This window comes from Flagellimonas baculiformis (genome assembly GCF_033441575.1).
In the GTDB taxonomy this organism is placed as follows: Bacteria; Bacteroidota; Bacteroidia; order Flavobacteriales; family Flavobacteriaceae; genus Flagellimonas; species Flagellimonas baculiformis.
In genome coordinates this window covers 17,213-35,266 of the sequence record NZ_JAUZVW010000016.1, presented here as the reverse complement: position 1 = coordinate 35,266, position 18,054 = coordinate 17,213, and the positions used below count along the sequence as shown (strand labels likewise).

Sequence of the window (18,054 nt, the reverse complement as noted above, 5' to 3'; positions counted from 1 at the left end):
CGATGAACACTCTAAATAAGGTTTTGTTCGTTGGCCCCAATAGGGAGCTAATAGAGACATTCACCGATCATGAAATCAGCCGCGATTGGGATATCGATTACTGTTCCGACAGTTTTTCGGCACTCCAGCGATTAAAGGCTTCCCCCTACGAGTTGGTGGTCATGGAAGAGGACATAGCCCCATTAGATCCCTATAAATTGATGGACTATGTGTTTCATGAACTGCGAAAGGAATATCCCATGGTCATTGTGGGCAAAGGGGACAACCCCGAGCGCACCCATGAAAACTACATCTGGCTCAACCATCCTGTGGGACAGGCACAATTGGACCAGCTTTCGTTGTCTTTGGGCCAACTGGATGAAACAAGGCAAGAGCAATTGTTCTCCCTTGATTATTTGAACGAACTGTCCAATAACGACCAAGATTTTTTGGAAGAGACCATACAATTGTTTCGGGATACCTTGGCGGTCAAGTTCGATGAAATGGAAAAAGCCGTTTCGGAAGCCAATTTTGAAGAGGTACGGCAGATTGCACACAATGTAAAACCCTCTTTTGCCATGCTGGGCAATGAGAAGGGAAAGTCCGTTTGCCAAACCATTTGTTATGATGCCAAGGATGCCGAGATTCCGGGATTGTCCCAGATTTTAAAAAAAGAATATGAGTTGATTGTTAGAGAAATAGAAAAACAGTTCCCCAAATTAAAACGCTATGAAAAAGAAGATTTTGATCATTGAGGACAACCCAATGGTAGTAAAATCGCTGGAATTCAAGTTGACCAAGGACGGCTATGATGTGGTAGTGGCCGAAGATGGCCGGAAAGCCCTGGATATTCTAAAAGAGGACAAGTCCATCCGGTTGGTGATCACGGATTTGATGTTGCCCTTCATTACAGGCACCGAGTTGATCGAACACATCCGGAGCCATATTCCCTCCATGCCCATAATCGTGCTGTCCACCTCTAATCAAGAGGAAATCATTACAGATGCCTTCACCATGGGTATCAACGACTTCATTACCAAGCCATTCAGTCCCAATGAGTTGTCTTTGCGCGTAAAACGGACCATAGAAAGTTATTGATTGTCTTTTATGGATAACATAGCGCAGGATTGGCCTTGGCCCATGAAGGTAAATGCCTTCTTTGCTGCCCTGTTTTTTTTTCTGGTCGCCATCACCGTATCATCATTGATCATTCTTAGGATGTACAAGAACAGGAGGGAACGGAACAAGAAAATGTACCGGGACCAAATAGATGCATTCCTGAACAATGCCCTATTTGATGATACGTATGACCTGGTCACAGAAACTGAACGTTTTAAGGCTACACATTTGGTATTCCCGTTGCAAAAGAGAATCGCCGTTCGCCAAATTTTGGTCTATAATGAAAACCTCAAAGGAGAATCCTCCGAGGCCCTTAAAAAAATATTCCATGACCTTGGGCTCGATGAATTTATCATCAAATCCCTCAAGGAGGGCAGGTGGTATGACAAGGCAAAGGCCATTTACGTATTGTCCGAACTCCATGTGAAAGAAGGTAAGACCGTGGCCCTTCATTTGAATGATAGGCATGAAACTGTCCGTGCCCAGGCCATTTATTTTTTCATTAAAATCGCGGAGAAAGACCCATTGGCCTTTTTCGCCAAGCTGAAAAAAGAACTCACCCTTTGGGAATTGATCCAGTTGGAAGATTGCTTGAAATATGTGTACCAAGGACCGACTCCCGATTTTTCCAAATGGTTGGACCATAAGTTGAACACCGTATTGGTCTTTTCCATTCGGATGATCCAACAGTTTGACCAGTATGAACATATCGGCTCCTTGGTCCCTTTTCTCGAACACCATGACGAACAGGTCAGGGCCGAGGCCATCAAGTCACTGCGCAGACTCCATTTTGAAGGATTGTTGGACATAGTGGTCCCGAGGTTTTCAACCGAAAGCAGATTGGTGAAAAAGGAAATCATCAAAACGGTGGAGTCCCACGGGGATTTGCAAATGCTCCATGGATTGAGGCCAGCTTTGGCAATGAAGGAAGAATGGCAGACGAACCTCATGTACCTGAGGGCCGAAAAACGGATGCAACCCAATTTAGAACCCTGATCCATGACAGCGGTGTCGCTAAACCATATCACAGAGATCATTAGCTGGCTTTTTCTGGCCTACGGTGCCATTGTGTGCTCCGGATATATTTTTTCGGCGGTGGTCTCTTTTTTGGAGATAAGGGAATACAAGCGGAGCAATAGTTTAAGGGATGAAATCTCCCTGTTGCAATCCACCAGCTTGCCATCCATTTCCATATTGGCTCCTGCCTATAATGAAGAGGCCAATATTGTTGAAAATGTAAGGTCGTTGCTTACCGTGAACTACCCCTCTTGTGAGATAGTGGTCATCAATGACGGAAGCAAGGACAGCACCATCACACGACTGGTGGAGAGTTTTCACTTGGTAGAGGACGATTCTGTTTATGTGGACATCTTGCCCTCCAAACCCATCAAAAAGGTATACCGTTCCACCTACAAGTCTTTCAAGAACCTGAGAGTGGTGGACAAGGAGAATGGTGGCAAGGCAGACGCCCTCAATGTTGGGATCAATGTCTCCAGACATGACATCGTATGTTGTATAGATGTGGATTGTGTATTGGAAAGCGATGCCCTGCTCAAATTGATCAAGCCCTTTTTGAACAATGAAAAAAAGGTCATTGCCTCTGGCGGCATCATCAGGATCGCCAATTCCTGCACCATAGAGGATGGAAAGATCATTGAGGTCAAGTTGCCCCAAAAGTTTATCATCAGGGCCCAGATCATAGAATATTTCAGGGCTTTTTTGATGGGAAGAATGGCCTGGTCCCGGGTGGATGGCCTGTTGTTGATATCCGGTGCCTTTGGAATGTTCGACAAGGAAACCGTTATAGAAGCGGGAGGATACAATACCAAAACGGTGGGGGAGGACATGGAACTCTTGGTGCGTATGAGGCGACTCATGCGAAGAAAGAAAGTGGACTACGCCGTAGGTTTTATTCCAGACCCCCTTTGTTGGACAGAAGTGCCCCCCAATTGGACCATTTTGCACAGGCAACGGAACAGATGGACGCGCGGTACTGCCGAAACCCTCTGGATGCACAGGGGAATGATTGCCAACCCAAGATATGGCGTCCTTGGGTTATTGAGTACGCCTTATTGGCTGTTTTTTGAATGGTTGGCCCCCATTATAGAGTTCTTTGGCATACTATTTTTTATACTCTTGATGGTTCTGGGGCAGGTCAATTGGATTTTTGTACTGGGCTTTTCCTTGGTGGCCTATGCTTTTTCCGTGCTCTATTCGGTCACGGCTCTTTTCTTCGAGGAATATTCATTTCAGCAATATAAAAAGACAAAATACACCTACAAGCTTATCCTTACCGCCTTCTTGGAACCCTTCTTTTATCATCCTTTCATTCTTTGGTCCGCTTTGAAGGGAAATATCGATTTGATACGCGGAAAGAACAATTGGGGGGCAATGAGCAGGACAGGATTGGGTAAGGTCGAAGATAAAGTTGTGGTAAAACAATAGCAATATGGGGAAGGGTAGAAGTATATTTTTCTTAAAAAAGGTTCATGTTATGAAAAAACAGCTATGGTTATGTGGGTTGCTATTCATGAATTTGTGCGTATGGTCCCAAGAAAATGAACCTGCGGAAGAACTGTATGCAAGGGCGAGGACCGAGGCATTTGAGCACAAAGCCTACAAAGAAGCCATTGAGTTGATGACGTTGGCTACCCAAAAAGCACCTGAGAATGTGGATTACCACATATTTTTGGGCAGATTGTGCACTTGGGACAAGCAAACCGAAAAGGCAAGAAACATCCTAAAGGCCACCTTTGAGAAAAACCCGACCTATGATGATGCCGCCTTGGCCTATGGGAGTTTGGAATTTTGGGACAAAAAGCCTTTGAAGGCCTTCGAAATAGTGGACAAGGGGCTGGAAACCAATGTGGATTCCGAGAATTTATGGGTCCTGAAGGCCAAGATATTGATGGCGTTGAAAGAATATCAAAAGGCCAGTGAAACGCTAAGCAATGCCCTGGAGCACCACCCTACATCCACGGCAGTGCGGTCCCTGCTCCAAAACATGGGCACGGGAGTCTATCGCAATGAAATGGGCGTGGACTACAGTTTTGTCCATTTCAAGGAACAGTTCAATGAACCATGGCATATTGCCAGTCTGCACTACCAACGCCAGACCAATATCGGTCCCGTGATCGGACGGTTCAGCTATGGCAATCGCTTTGGAATGGGAAGCAGCCAATTTGAACTGGATTTCTATCCCCGATTGTCCAGTACCTTTTATGCTTACGTAAACGCAGGCCTCTCAAATGATAAGGGCGTATTTCCAGAGTACAGGGGCGGTCTTTCCCTTTTTGCCAACCTTCCTGCCGCATTTGAGTTGGATGCAGGCTTGAGGTACCTGCAATTCACCGATGATACCTGGATCTATACCTTTGGTTTGGGGAAATACTACAAAAATTATTGGTTCAATGCCAGGGCCTATATCACCCCATCAGACAGTGGGGTTGCCGATTCCTATGCCTTGGAGGCACGCTACTATTTTGGTGGTACCGACGACTATGTGCTCATCAGGGCAGGTACTGGGTTTTCACCGGATAATTCAACGAACAATGTACTGTACGAGAGCGTTTCGAGGCTCAGGTCCAACAACATTACCGCCGGCTTTCGGAAGCTTTTCGGAAAGTCCCATGTGGTGTATGCCGAACTGACCTATGGTCGCATCGAATTTACCACAGATTCCTTTGACGATCAATACACGGTTAAAGTAGGGTATATCAAGCGGTTCTAGTATTCGTAAAGGCGTATGCCATGCAAAACGATGATCTGCCTGAAAAATTTGCCTATGGCGTGCATTGGACCGTCATTCTTTTTTAAATTGCGATGGATGACCATAGAGTATTTACCCATTGTTTTTTTTCTGATAGCCCTTTTTTATAGCTCTGTTGGGTTTGGGGGCGGGTCCAGTTACTTGGCCATCTTGAGCCTTTTCTTGACCGATTTTTACGAAATACGGTCCACAGCCTTGATCTTGAACATCTGTGTGGTCACCATCGGTACCTTGGTCTTTATCAAAAACAGGGTCTTCAGCCTAAAGATGTTCTGGCCATTTATGGTGGTCAGTATCCCTTTTGCCTATTTGGGAGCGCAGGTGAGGCTATCCCAAACGGCATTTTTTTTGGTGTTGGGAAGCGCGCTGATCCTGGCCGGTATTTTCATGCTGCTTCGCTTCGTGAAGAAAAAAATGGAGTCAAGGGAGTTTTCAAATCCCCAGAAGTTTCTTTTGGGCGGTGGCATTGGTCTGCTTTCCGGTATATCGGGAATAGGAGGGGGCATATTCCTCTCGCCTGTGCTCAACCTGTTGAAGTGGGCCAACCCAAGGGTGGTGGCCTCCCTGGCCTCTGTCTTTATTTTGGTGAACTCCGTTTCTGGGTTGATCGGATTGAATGTGGCAGGGACTTTCAAACTGAACCAAGAGTTGATGCTCAAGCTCATCATTGCCGTGGTCGTCGGTGGGGCCATCGGATCATATTTGTCCACCAAAAAATTCAATCTGAAGTTTTTGGGGATCCTTACCAGTATCTTGGTGCTGTATGTAGGATCAAGGTTGATTCTGTTGCACGGATTCGCCATCAAAATCTGATTTGCTTTCGCTCTGAAAAGTGGAAAACACAAGCTTTTTTACGCATTTTTAGCTGTTTTCCACCTAAAATCCGCAAGATTTTTGTGAAAAAAGTTAAAAAAGTATTGAAGTCGATGCGTGTTTGGTAACTTACTGAAAACAGCATTTCATGAAATTTTCAGCAAAATATATAATATTGATTGCCCTTACGGTCTTGTTGGGGACCATGATACATTCATGTGGTTCGGACAATGGGACCCCGGTTCCAGAAGCAGAGGACCCCAACCCCAACGAACCTGAAGATCCCGACGATGACACCCCAGAAGAACCGGAAGAACCACAGGATCCAGTGGAAACCAATGACCCGAACTCGGATTACTCCCCTGCATTTGAAGGGCAGACCAGAATCAATGGGGTCACCACAGAAACTGCTTATACGGTGACCGTTTTTGCTTCGGGGCTCTCCAATCCTTGGGGAATGGCCCACTTGCCAGATGGTCGTATCCTGGTAACGGAAAAGGCGGGCACCATGCGATTGGTGTCAACTTCGGGAACCGTGGGTTCTCCGATCACGGGTATTCCCGCGGTCAACAGTTCGGGCCAAGGGGGGCTTTTGGATGTTGCAATAGATCCAAATTTTCAGGAAAATAGAATGGTCTATTGGTCTTTTTCGCAAAATGGAGCAGGAGGCACAGCCACAGCGGTTGCCAAAGGAAGGTTGTCGGACAGCGAAACTACCATTGAGGATGCCGAAGTGATCTATACCGCCATTCCCGAGTTTGAAAGTACGGCCCACTATGGATCCCGATTGGCTTGGGATGGCGAAGGAAACCTGTTTGTCAGCACGGGCGATAGGTCAAGTACGGTCACACGAGGGGAAGCCCAGGAACTGGATGCCGCTTTGGGAAAAGTACTCCGAATCACCACAGAGGGTATGCCCGCAAATGGAAATCCCTTTATGGATGAAGATGGGGTGCTGCCCGAAATATACTCCTACGGACATCGAAATGTCCAAGGATTGGCGGTACATCCTGTCACCGGGGAGCTTTGGGAATCCGAGCTCGGTCCAAGGGGAGGGGACGAGGTCAACCTCATTGAAGCAGGGGCGGACTACGGCTGGCCCACCATTTCCTATGGGTTGGAATACAGTGGAGCGGCGATCGGTTCGGGCATCACGCAACAAAATGGTATGGAACAACCCGTTTACTATTGGGATCCTGTGGTGTCGCCAAGCGGTATGGATTTTTACTCGGGAAACTTGATTCCGGAATGGACCAACAATTTGTTTTTGGGCGCTTTGAGTGGTCAGCACATCGTGCGATTGGTGATCGAGGATGATAGGGTAGTAGGAGAGGAACGATTGATGGAAGGTGAAGGCCATCGTTTCCGGGATATATTGGACGGTGCCGATGGTGCACTTTATGCCCTGACCGATGGTAGCAATGGAATGATCTATCGCATTGGATTATAAGATCGGAAAAGCGAAGAATTCGACAGGAAGTTTTCTGTCCATACTATTTAATTGAAAAAATAAAAGGGCCGCATCAATTTGATGCGGCCCTTTTCGGGTTGGATAATTCAGTGGGTTATCTGTAAAGGGTAAAATGCCCTACGAATTCCCTCGTGTCTGTATCCCCATTAAGTTTGATGATGTACCAATAGTCGCCCATAGGCAGATTGGCATCGTTGTAGAAGCCATCCCAGCCTTCGCTATCTTGGACCATTCTGTAGAGTTTTCTACCATATCTATCAAAAATGGAAATGGTGATGTTCGGGAAAATTTCAATGTTCTTGGGTATCCATCGATCATTGAGTCCGTCACCATCCGGAGTGAAGAAGTTGGGGATTTCAATATCGATGAATTCCATGTAGATCTCTTGGGTGACACTACATCCGTTTTCATCGGTCACGGTCACGCTGTAAGTATCGGTACGTGTGATCAAGAATGTATTGTCACTGGACGTAATGGCATCATTTGCATTGATTTGGAAGGTATAGTTCGGATTGCCTCCCAGAGCCACGGCCGTGATCTCATTGATGTTTTCATTGCTTAATTCCAAGGTAAGGGGTTCATAATTTTCAACGGTAAAGTCGAAAGTACGGATACATCCATTGGAGTGTGCAATGGTCAGGGTATGGTCACCAGGAATCAAATTGCTGAAGTCGGGGTCCAAGACCAAATCGTTCGGGTCATTGGAATCCAAGCCGTACATCAATTCCTGAACTACGGATGCATCTTCCATCTGGATAGCCAAATAGTTGGTGGGCAAATTACCGTCACATTCGTAAACTACATCCACTGTACCTGCCAAGTTGACCCCCGATTCGATAGTGAACACTTCGTAGATGGTACAGTCGTTGGCATCCCTGATAAAGGCCACGTGTGTGCCGCTTGGCAAATTGCCATAGCTCATAACACCTTCGGCAAAATCTGCATCTGCATTGGAATTCAAGCTGGTGCTATAGGGGGCGGTACCTCCCTGAACATCCAGATAAACTACACCATCCTCGCTGCCAAAACAGACTTCATCTTCGGTGGTCACGGTTGCTGTCAAGGCCTGTGGTTCGGTCAAGGTAAATTCGAGCACCTCAAAACAACCATTGGCATCCTGTACGATCACCGTGTAATCCCCTGCGGCCAAGTCCGTGAAACTTCCATTGTCATCAAACTGGTTCAAATTGGGTGAAATGGCGTATTGGTAGTCCGTGGTTCCTCCAGTCACAGAAAGGGTTATGGTTCCGTCATGAGCGCCCATACAGCTTACGTTTGTTGAATCTCCCGTCACGATAAGAGGGTCTGGTTCGACGACATCAATGGCCGTGGAGCCCCATTCACAATCCACACTGGTCACCCCAATATAGTAGGTGCCTTGTGGCAATCCCCCGAAGAATCCATTGGTATTTGTTGGAGCTGCAGAAGAGCTTAGCGCCGCATCGTAGTACAGTCCATACACATAGCTGCCCAAGCCACCTGTGGCCCTGGCGGAAATGTATGCCGTACTGTCCCCGTTGCAATTAATGAACCTTCCACTTTGGTCTATTTCCACACTCAAAGGAGCAACTTCGTGGACGGTGATGGCATTGGAAAGGACAGGTTCACATCCATTGGCATCCATAATATAATACTGATAGCCTGTGGTGCTTGGCGACACGTCGAAGACATGGGTGTCACCACCATCCAAGTTGGCATAGGGCCCTGCCTCGGAAGTGCTCCACTGGTATATATTTCCAGGTAATGGCGTTCCTCCCGTCACGGTAAGGGTCAATTGGGCGTCCGTATCACAGGTCAGTGCACGGGAAATGACCAAGGTTCCCCTCACTGGCTCAGGGTCTTCTATCACCACTTCGGCAGTAGTGAAGGTGCAGCCTGCCCCGTCCAAAATAGTGATGGAGTAGGTCCCTGCGCCCAAGTTGTTGAAGGTATTCGACGTTTGTGTGGCCGAAGTTGAGGTGATGGTTCCGTTTTCAATACGGTTCAGGCTATAGAGTATGTTACCGAGACCTCCAGCTGTCAAGGTGGCGCTTATACTGCCGTCCAAATCTCCGACACAATCTAAGGTCTGCGTGGTCGGAGTTATATCCGCCATCAATGGATCTACAGTTTGAATGGTTCCACTCAATGTAGTGTTCATACAACCAGCGGCATCGGTCACCTCAATGGCATAAGTGCCATCCGTTAGGCCGGTGAACACATAGCTGTACACTGCGGTCTGGGTCAATCCCAACGAAGGGATGGAAATGGTATAAGGTGCCACTCCACCGGTCGGGGCCACGGAAAGTCTTCCCTGGTCATTGGAGCAGGAGGCATTCCCTATTTCAGTGATATAGGCATCCAAAGTGGCTTCTGCTCCCCCTACGGTGACCATTGTCTCGTCGGTACAAAATGGAAAATCCGTTTGGGTCACCACGATGCGATAGCTGCCTTTTGGTAGGTCGATGTTACCGCTTGTGGTACCCGTACCACTTCCGCCAGGACCGAACACTACATCATCGCTGGTATTGGAAAGGGTTCCATTGGTGTCGTACACTGTGAAGGTAAACCCACCGGAATAGCCGCCGGTCAGTTCAAAATGATTCTGGGCAGAGTCTCCGGCACAAACTATTGGGGCATCTTCGATCACATTTATGCCAAATTGTGGAATTTCCTCCACTAGATGTGTCCTGACGATGGAACAACCCGTCACCACATTGGTAATTTTGAACGAGTGGAGGCCAACTTGTAATCCACTGAACGTTCCCGTGGTATTGGTGGTTCCTGTGGACACTTCCTCAAAACTGTAGTCGTGTGGACCGACCAATGAATCGCTCAACAAGCCATCAGCAGTGATGGTGATGGTCTCACCACCATTGGAACAATCGATATCGTCATCAACATGTATAGTGGCATCTTGCAATTCATCAAAAGGATTTATCATGACCGTGGTGGTGCCGACACATCCCGAATCATCATAAACGTTGATGATATAGGTTCCTCCCGAACGGTTGGACACGATCAATCGGTTATTATTCCCATCTTGCGCAACATTCTTCGAAGGATCTATAAACTCATATCGAACGTAAGAACCTGTTCCTCCTGCAATGGACGAAAGGTTTACGGTGATGGAGGCATTATCTGGATTGTTGCCCGCGGCGCAGCCAAACTGAACCACATCCGCAGCAGGAATGGTCACTGCAATGGCTGTGGGTTCCCCAATTGGGATTATGGCAGAGTCTGCGGTACAACTGTTGGTTCCTGTTGCCCTAACGATATAATCTCCTGGGGCCAATCCTTCAAACCTACGCAAAGTAGGATTGTAGGTGTAATCGGCAGGATTTATAGGGTTCAAGGCAGCATCCAAGAGTTCGTAGGACAAAGGTGTAATGCCATTGTCGGTCTGTGTCATGGAGATGCTTCCGTCCGCGGCACCATTACAACTTAAATCCGTTGGGGTAGCCGTGAAGCTGGGGTCAATCGGGTCTGGGACCACAATGGTAAATGTACGTTCGCAGGCTTCATGGTTTGCGGTGGCATTCACATAGACTTTGACTTCATAGGTTCCAGCAGCGGATGGGTGGTATAAAACAGTGCTACCTCCCATGGCAGTTTGGGGAACCTCCATGGATGATGTGGTCATGTTTTCCACTGAGTATTCATAGTTGCCTGACCCTTGTAGCGCTTCAATCTCTATGGTTGCTTCTGGGGTGGCCGAACAATCGATTAATTTGGTCAATTGGGCACTGGCCTGCAAAGCAGGATGGACGGTGAACGTGGTCTGGGCCACTGAACAGCCATTGGCATCCATCACATAAAAGTCATAATCCCCTGCAGCTACATTGGTAAATATACCTCCATTGTTTAAAAAGGTCGTCGGAGCGCTGGCCCCTGCTGTCACCATGGCGTAGCGCATACTTCCAGCAAGGGAAGAGGCTGTAACGGTCACTTCCGCACTGCCATCGCAATTGGCCACTTGGATGTCATCAATAGTAGGGTTGGGGGTCAAGGTCATTGCTACGGTATATGGAGCACTTGTAGTACATCCATACACATCGGTCACGGTGACATCGTAATCCCCAGCGGGTGAATTAGCAGGTATTTCTATGGGGTTTTGGGATGTGGCAGTAATAGCGGTAAACCCTGCTGGCCCGGTTACATCAAAAGTATAAGGCGCGGTACCTCCATTTATATTGGTCACTGAGATCAATCCAGGTTGGGTACAGCCAATTTCCCTTGTGGCTGTTGCAGTTGCCGTGATAGGGAGTTGTTCCTCTATCAACACATTTTCACTACCTCCGTGGCAAGTATCCACACCACTACCATCTATTTGGGTTACTTCGATGTAGTAATCACCTGGGGAAAGGTTGATAAAATCAATGGTAGGTGAATAGGGCACATTGCTGGCTGATGGTCCGACACCACTCACCTGTATTGGCGAGGCATTGCCCACTTCAAAGAGTTCCCATCTCATTTCTGGTTCAGCAAAATCAGGATTCAAGGTGAATGTGATACCTCCGCTGTTAGCACCATTACAACTAGGTGTCACAGACTCTGTAATCTCTATAGGCAAATCTACAGTGGACAAGTCATTAACATTTACGGTACTCTGTCGAATACACCCACTATCATCCTTTACGAAGAAAACATATGTCCTTCCCGGGGTCAATCCTGTAAACTCATAGGGGTCGTTTAATCCTTTAGGAGGAGATGTCCATAACGTGGAAGCATCATAAGGATCAAAATTGATAGGGTCTTCAGTATAAGTATACACATAAGGTGCGTCTCCCTTCGAACCTTGAACACTTACAAGTAATTCATTGCATAAATCTACTGTTGCATTAATTGTAATATCCAAATCATCAAGTGGATAAGTCAATGTATATTGAGGCAAATCGTATCGACAAAGTGTATTTCCGCTACCATCCACGGTTCGGATAGAAGGTTTCACTTCTTCACCTGAGGTGAATCCTACAAAAATTTCACTTGTCTGCCATGTATTTCCATAATCTGCACTGAACTGCAAAGTGCCATTCAACTCAGTATCAAGTGGGTAATTTTCAAACTTAAATCCAATGGCTGGGGCACAAATACCAGGGGGAAAGTCGGTAGTAACATCAGCAGTCAATGCAGGAGGGTCCACTACGTCAATAGGAGTTTGGAAAAGGGTACAACCCATGCCATCGGTGATTCTGATCTCATAGCTACCTGCCACCACATTGTTGAAGGTGTAGGATACGTTGGTCAAGTTGGATACGGAAGCCAATTCTGTTGCGCCTTGATATAGCGAATAGGTAAAAGGACCTGCTTGGGCAATCTGGGCTGAAGAAAGGCTTCCTCCTCCTACGAGTTGCACATTGGCCACAATACTGCCGTTACCACCATTACAATTAGGGTCCTCCGCTACAGCATTCACTTCCCATTCCACGGCAGGGTTTATGATAATATCTTCTTCAACGACCTCACAGAAGTTAGGACTGCCATTGTTGTCACGGACATAGAGGTCAAACCCGGTTGGGTTTGCAGTGGCAGTGGCATTATCAATAGGGAAATTGATTGTCGCCCCAAAGTCGGTTAGAACCGGTACTACGCCATTGGGAACAAGGGCATAGACCAGTGTTCCGTTCCCTCCAGAAGCGGTCACTTGTATGGATCCATCGGCACAACTGCTCACATCGGTTGCCGTAACATTTACCACTACTTGTGGTTCAATGGTCACACTAACTACGCCACCATCACAGCCAAAGGCATCTTTTACATTCACATCATATGTGCCATTGGCCAATCCCGAAAATGTGTACGTGTTGGCCGTGGAAGGTGTCGGCGTTTGCCAAGGACCTCCATCGATTTGGAAGAGATAGCCTCCGTTACCTGTATTGGCAGTAAGTACGATGGTCGCGTTATTGCCGCCATCATAACAACTGGTTGAATTTATGGAATACGTCAATGCTGTTGGAGCATCCAAAGTGATTGTTGAACTGCTGACGGTACATCCATTAATATCCCTCGCAAGAATAATGTAATCTCCTGCAGCCAATCCACTGAAGGTGTTGCCCGATGCATTGGGGAAGGGGATCAAATTGTTGCCCGAACCGTCTTCTAAAGCATATTCGTAAGTGGGTGTTCCCCCGGTTACGGTGGCTTGAATGGAGCCCAAGGGATCATTACAGCTTGGGTTTTGTAGAATGTTGGTGTTTATGGAAAGAACTGCTGGCTCATCGATGTCTTGATTCAGGGTGATGGAACAAGCAGTATCATCCACTTTGCGTATAATCACACTTTGTGTGCCGGAAGACAAGGCCGTAGCCGTGGTCACAGGTGAGGTTGTGGAAGTGGTCCAGTTACTTCCCCCGTCTATGGAATATTCGAATCCTGATGTGGCATCAAAGTTCTCCACTTCAAAAGTGATGGAACCATCGTTTGCTCCGTTACAGCTAATATCGGTATGACCAAGAACACTAGCGCCAAAGGCATTTCCAGATTCGATGACCACGGGGATGTCCATGGTCCGTGGACACGTTTGGGGAATTTGTTCCACCAGAATATCATCGATGGCAACATCGTTTCCACTGTTGCCACTTTTTTTGGAGATGAGTATGAAATCCAGTTCTTCATGGATTCCCGGATTGATGAAAAATTCAAATTCGTCATGCCAGGCCCTATCTTTGGGAATATCGTGCGTCTGTACCTCCCCGATCACAGTACCGGTACCCGGAACGCGCATTTGCACATATATATCTGGATCAAGTTGGCTTCCACTTCCCAGCAAGTTGATCGCCGCAAAGGAAATCCGCATATCCTGATTGGGAATGATGTCCTTGATGGCCTTCCTATAAATGATCTGGGTGGGTGTAGGCGTTCCCACGTTGATGACCAGATAGCGTCCATTGGGATCTGCTCCATTGCTGGTATGGTCCGTCGGTCTGATCCATGGCCCAAATGGGGATACAATATAATTGGTAATGGAATATTCAAAATCATTGATCTGGGTATTGCTGCCCACTTGGTCTTCATAGGTATATCCAAAAACATAAGGGCTGTCCACAGTGGGTCCGCTCCCAAAATCCTCGTGCAGGAGCACGCTTGGAAGAGGTGGGTCATTCTCCGTATATTCCACGGTTATGGTATAGGTGCCCGGGGCAATACCTGAAAAAGTGCCGTCCGTGGAACTGGTACTGGGTGCCGTATTGATGGTGTAGTTGTAATCGTATATGGTTTGATCGGTGGAAAGGACCACATTTCCATTCCCATCACAATCGTATGCTAGGTCCATATCAAAGTTGGGGATGGGCAGTGGTGGATCTATCGTGATCGGCAATGTGATCTGGCATCCACGGGCATCCCTGGCAATCAGGATATGGTTGCCGGGTGGCAATAGACTTGTTCTTACCGATGGATCCATAGGATTGTCCGCGATGAAAGTACTACCGCCATCAAAACTGAACTCATAGGGAGCCGTACCGCCCTCCATGTTGGTAAACCTGACTTCGGAATTTCCATTCACGTCGCAGGTCCCTGTACTTGAGATGCCCGCATTGGCCTTGAAGGTCTCCGGGTCATCCAAGGTGAAGGTCTTTTGGTCCTCACAGCCATCCTGACTACGGACCTGTATGGTATAGGTGCCGGGCGACAGGTTCACAAAAGTAGGGTCCGTCTGTTGGGTGGCCCAATTGTCTATACTGAAGGCATAGGGGGTCTGGGCTCCCGATACGTTCATGGTGACCTGCCCCGTATTGGACCCTTCACAGGTAATTTCGGAATCTATGGTCGGGGCCGCTAGGGTAAGGCCTCCCAAATCGTTTATCGTGATTTCATTGGATAGTGCAAAACAGTTGTTACTATCCACAATCACAAATTGATATGTGCCATTTTCTCCTGAAGGGAAATTGAACACTCCGGGAGCAATGGTGTCCCGTTGGAACTCATTGATCGGAATATCCGTGATATTGCTGTATGGTGCGACTCCGTCCTTTTTCCAAATGGCATAGGAATAGCTCGGCAACCCTTGTGAAGGGGTCAATGTAATGATACCATCGGTACATGTAATGTGCTTGGTGGTCGTTGCACTTACTACTGGATCGGGAATGTCGATGATCGAGAAAGTCTCTGTCACTTGGCATCCGTCATCGGTGGTGACCACAACCACGTAGTCCCCTTCGGTGAGGCCAGTGAAGGTATGGTCACTACTGCTTTGGGCCAACGCCTCTCCGGCAGGACTGCCCGGCGCTCCGGCACCGTTATCAAAATAGAGTCGGTAATGGTAATTGGCTCGGGCCTCTCCGGCCTGTATCCGCACACTTCCCTGACCGTTACAGGTCACGGGGACCGTGGAAAGGTTCAGGTTCAGGTTCCGTTCCCTTATCCCAATATCTTCGGTACTGAACACACAGCTTCCATCCAAGGGGTCTCCGGTCACGGGATCTAGTTGGGTAAAGTCCACGCGGTAGGTCCCGGAAGCACCAACGGTGAAGTTGGGACCGTTGTTTGCAGCATAAGGAACCACTACGGAACCAGAGTTGGCGTCCACCAACTGGAAACCATATCCGGAACCAACGTTTTGAATGCGTATAAAACCATCGGTGGAACAGAAAATATCCTGACTGTCATAATCAAAGTCCAGATTGTTCTGGAACACATCAAAATAGAAAATACTGTTACAACCGCCTGCGTAGGAGAGAACCAATCGGTAGCGCCCTTCCGAGTTTGCAGTGAAGGCATTTCCAGTGGCCACTTGGCTCCACGTACAACCCATTTGGTTGTTGGGACAGTCCGGTCCGGTTGCGGCACAACTACCTTCATTCAGTCTTTCCCAGGAAATGTTCTGGGCATCGGTAATGTTCAATAGGATGTTTTGGGTGTCATTGGCACCGCAAAGGAATATTTTGGGCAATGGCGATCCATCGTTGGCACAGGTAACAATTTCCCCTTGGATATCATTGCTGAGATCTGCATCACCGTTCAGCGTATTGAAATAATTGATAATGGGGTTGGTCTGTGTGTTTCCAAAGCGGGTCACTTCGGTGATCTCAATATTGGTTCCGCAGGAAGCGGACTCTTTTACGACGAGATAGAACCCTGCTTCTTGAACTGTCACCGTGGTTGGGTCGTTGTCAGGGTCACTATCGCTATACACGGTATCGGAAGCATCCAACTGACCATTTTCGTTGAGGTCCCTGTACCAAGTATAGGTGTCATAACCTTCACCAGCCGTTAGCTCAGCGTTGGCACCACAGATCTGGACCTCGCTTTCAAAGCTACAATTGGTAAGGTCGTCCAGAAGGAAATTGGTGGCCCCAACGGTCACAAAACCACAGTTGTTCACATTGGAAACACTGGCATCCCCTAAACCGGTTTGTCCACTTGTCACCCCATCATAGGAGGAAAAAGCCGTATTTTGTATGGTTGCGCTGCACGCGGCCACAAAATCGTGGCAATTATCGGAAACCTCTACCCTGATCCGTATCTCATAGGTATTGCCCCCTTGGGTGACCAAGGCATCCGGTATTTGGAAAGTCACTTCCCTGGCATTGGACGGATTGGTGGTCATGGTGGTGCCCGGAGCACCGGTCAGATCAACATTTACCAAGGAAACATTTTCTGGGAGAATGTCCTGGATCGTAAAATTTTCGGCATCATCGTTGCCCCGGTTCCAGAACCGCAGCACATACTCCAAAGATTGTCCCAAGTTCACACCTGCACCCGTAATATCATTGCCCGCCAAATCTTCTACCTTTTTCTCCACAAGGATCTCAGGGTTGATGATCTCTACGGCAACGGTGGTCAAAAATAGGATAACACCTTCACTGGAGGTGCTGATCAAGATTTCCCCACTGTCATGATCGTTGGGCAGTACGGCGTTTCCGGGATTCGGTAGTTTTAAAATATCCGCATCCCATCCCAGGGTATTGCGGCTTGCCGGGTTTCGGGTGTCCACCCAATTCCCTTGGTTACTGATCGTACTGTTGAAAACGTTGTTGCTCGGGTTGATGGCATCGCTCAAATAGGTCCAACTGGCGGTATTTGAAGCTCGAAACCTCATACTGGGTCCTGTTACCCGATCCCCATCAATGGTACTTGCCCCTATCACCGCATTTACAGGTAGGGGAGCTGGCAATGTCCTAAATCCGCTGAACGGAAAGTTCACACTTGTGTATGTACTCCCCATGGCGGCATAGCCGTCAAATGTGGAGATATATTTACTGGTGGAGTTCTGGTTTTCATAGATGACCACCATGGTCCAGCCTGCACTCACGTTTTGTTGGTTGGTGGAGGCCACCACGTTTGCCACGGTGTATTCCCCATTGGGGTCGGCCAATCCGGAGAGCAAATGGGTCACGTTGGCATAGTTGAGGTAGGATGTCATGTTCACCCCGCTCAAGAAATCCACATCCACCACACCTGGATCGGTTGAGCCATCCCCATCGCGGTCACCGTCCTTGTCATAGATCTGTTCGTATTCGAACATAGGGTCACTGGTTGGTCCAATATCGATATAAGAGGAACTTCCCGGAATCTTGAATTTTACTGATTTGTAGGGGTCGTCCCTATCCGTGTCCCTATAAATACCACCCCAATACAGACCTGCATATACGACCGCCGAACAAGAAGGTGCGTTCAATTCCGCACTACTGGAACTGAATGTGCCGGGATCACCATCAATATCGATGTAGTTCATGGTGACATTCTGGTTGCTTGAACTGCCACTGTAAGCAATATTGGGATCACTGCCCGTATTGACAATGTTGTTGGCCACATAGACCAAATCTCCCTTTACTTTGATATTCCCTTCGGGCAGCCTTGGCGTAAAAGGCACCGAAAGCTGTGCATGGGTTGTGGTCACAAAAGCAGTGAACAACAAAAAGGCAAAAAGAATTTGGGAGGTCTTCGTTTGAGGTTTACAAGACATTCTTAAATAGGGTTTGGT

Annotated in this window: 8 protein-coding genes; 7 read left to right on the top strand and 1 reads right to left on the bottom strand. The window is 47.7% G+C overall.

Features of this window, described 5'->3' with window-relative positions; translation table 11 throughout:
• Positions 1–2 precede the first annotated feature (2 nt).
• The 7 genes from SD450_RS17745 (at position 3) to SD450_RS17715 (ending at position 7,130) form a co-directional block, all read left to right on the top strand.
• Entirely contained in the window at positions 3–734 is a 732-nt protein-coding gene (locus SD450_RS17745) for an Hpt domain-containing protein (RefSeq protein ID WP_318345719.1), read from the top strand.
• Positions 709–1,077 (top strand): response regulator transcription factor, encoded by a 369-nt coding sequence (locus tag SD450_RS17740; protein WP_318345718.1) that lies wholly within the window; start codon positions 709–711, stop codon positions 1,075–1,077. Before SD450_RS17745 ends, SD450_RS17740 begins: the two co-directional genes overlap by 26 nt.
• Positions 1,078–1,086: 9 nt before the next feature.
• Complete coding sequence (locus SD450_RS17735) at positions 1,087–2,094, top strand: HEAT repeat domain-containing protein (protein ID WP_318345717.1); 1,008 nt, start codon at positions 1,087–1,089, stop codon at positions 2,092–2,094.
• Between the two features lie 12 nt (positions 2,095–2,106).
• Positions 2,107–3,543 (top strand): glycosyltransferase family 2 protein, encoded by a 1,437-nt coding sequence (locus SD450_RS17730; protein WP_404828261.1) that lies wholly within the window; start codon positions 2,107–2,109, stop codon positions 3,541–3,543.
• A gap of 49 nt (positions 3,544–3,592) precedes the next feature.
• Positions 3,593–4,828 (top strand): YaiO family outer membrane beta-barrel protein, encoded by a 1,236-nt coding sequence (locus SD450_RS17725; RefSeq protein WP_318345715.1) that lies wholly within the window; start codon positions 3,593–3,595, stop codon positions 4,826–4,828.
• A 96-nt stretch (positions 4,829–4,924) separates the two neighbouring features.
• A complete protein-coding gene (locus tag SD450_RS17720; RefSeq protein WP_318345714.1) occupies positions 4,925–5,680 on the top strand; it encodes a sulfite exporter TauE/SafE family protein in 756 nt (251 codons plus the stop codon).
• Positions 5,681–5,828: 148 nt separating this feature from the next.
• The gene (locus SD450_RS17715) at positions 5,829–7,130 is read left to right on the top strand and encodes a PQQ-dependent sugar dehydrogenase (RefSeq protein ID WP_318345713.1); all 1,302 of its coding nucleotides are present in this window, start codon (positions 5,829–5,831) and stop codon (positions 7,128–7,130) included.
• A 115-nt stretch (positions 7,131–7,245) separates the two neighbouring features.
• Here the strand turns inward: SD450_RS17715 and SD450_RS17710 are convergent, their stop codons facing one another.
• Positions 7,246–18,036 (bottom strand): T9SS type B sorting domain-containing protein, encoded by a 10,791-nt coding sequence (locus SD450_RS17710; RefSeq protein WP_318345712.1) that lies wholly within the window; start codon positions 18,034–18,036, stop codon positions 7,246–7,248.
• Positions 18,037–18,054 lie beyond the last annotated feature (18 nt).

Coding starts and splice junctions, on each gene's coding strand:
- SD450_RS17725 (WP_318345715.1), top strand. CDS start 3,593: ATGAAAAAACAGCTATGGTTATGTGGGTTGCTATTCATGAATTTGTGC.
- SD450_RS17745 (WP_318345719.1), top strand. CDS start 3: ATGAACACTCTAAATAAGGTTTTGTTCGTTGGCCCCAATAGGGAGCTA.
- SD450_RS17710 (WP_318345712.1), bottom strand. CDS start 18,036: ATGTCTTGTAAACCTCAAACGAAGACCTCCCAAATTCTTTTTGCCTTT.
- SD450_RS17740 (WP_318345718.1), top strand. CDS start 709: ATGAAAAAGAAGATTTTGATCATTGAGGACAACCCAATGGTAGTAAAA.
- SD450_RS17715 (WP_318345713.1), top strand. CDS start 5,829: ATGAAATTTTCAGCAAAATATATAATATTGATTGCCCTTACGGTCTTG.
- SD450_RS17720 (WP_318345714.1), top strand. CDS start 4,925: ATGACCATAGAGTATTTACCCATTGTTTTTTTTCTGATAGCCCTTTTT.
- SD450_RS17735 (WP_318345717.1), top strand. CDS start 1,087: ATGGATAACATAGCGCAGGATTGGCCTTGGCCCATGAAGGTAAATGCC.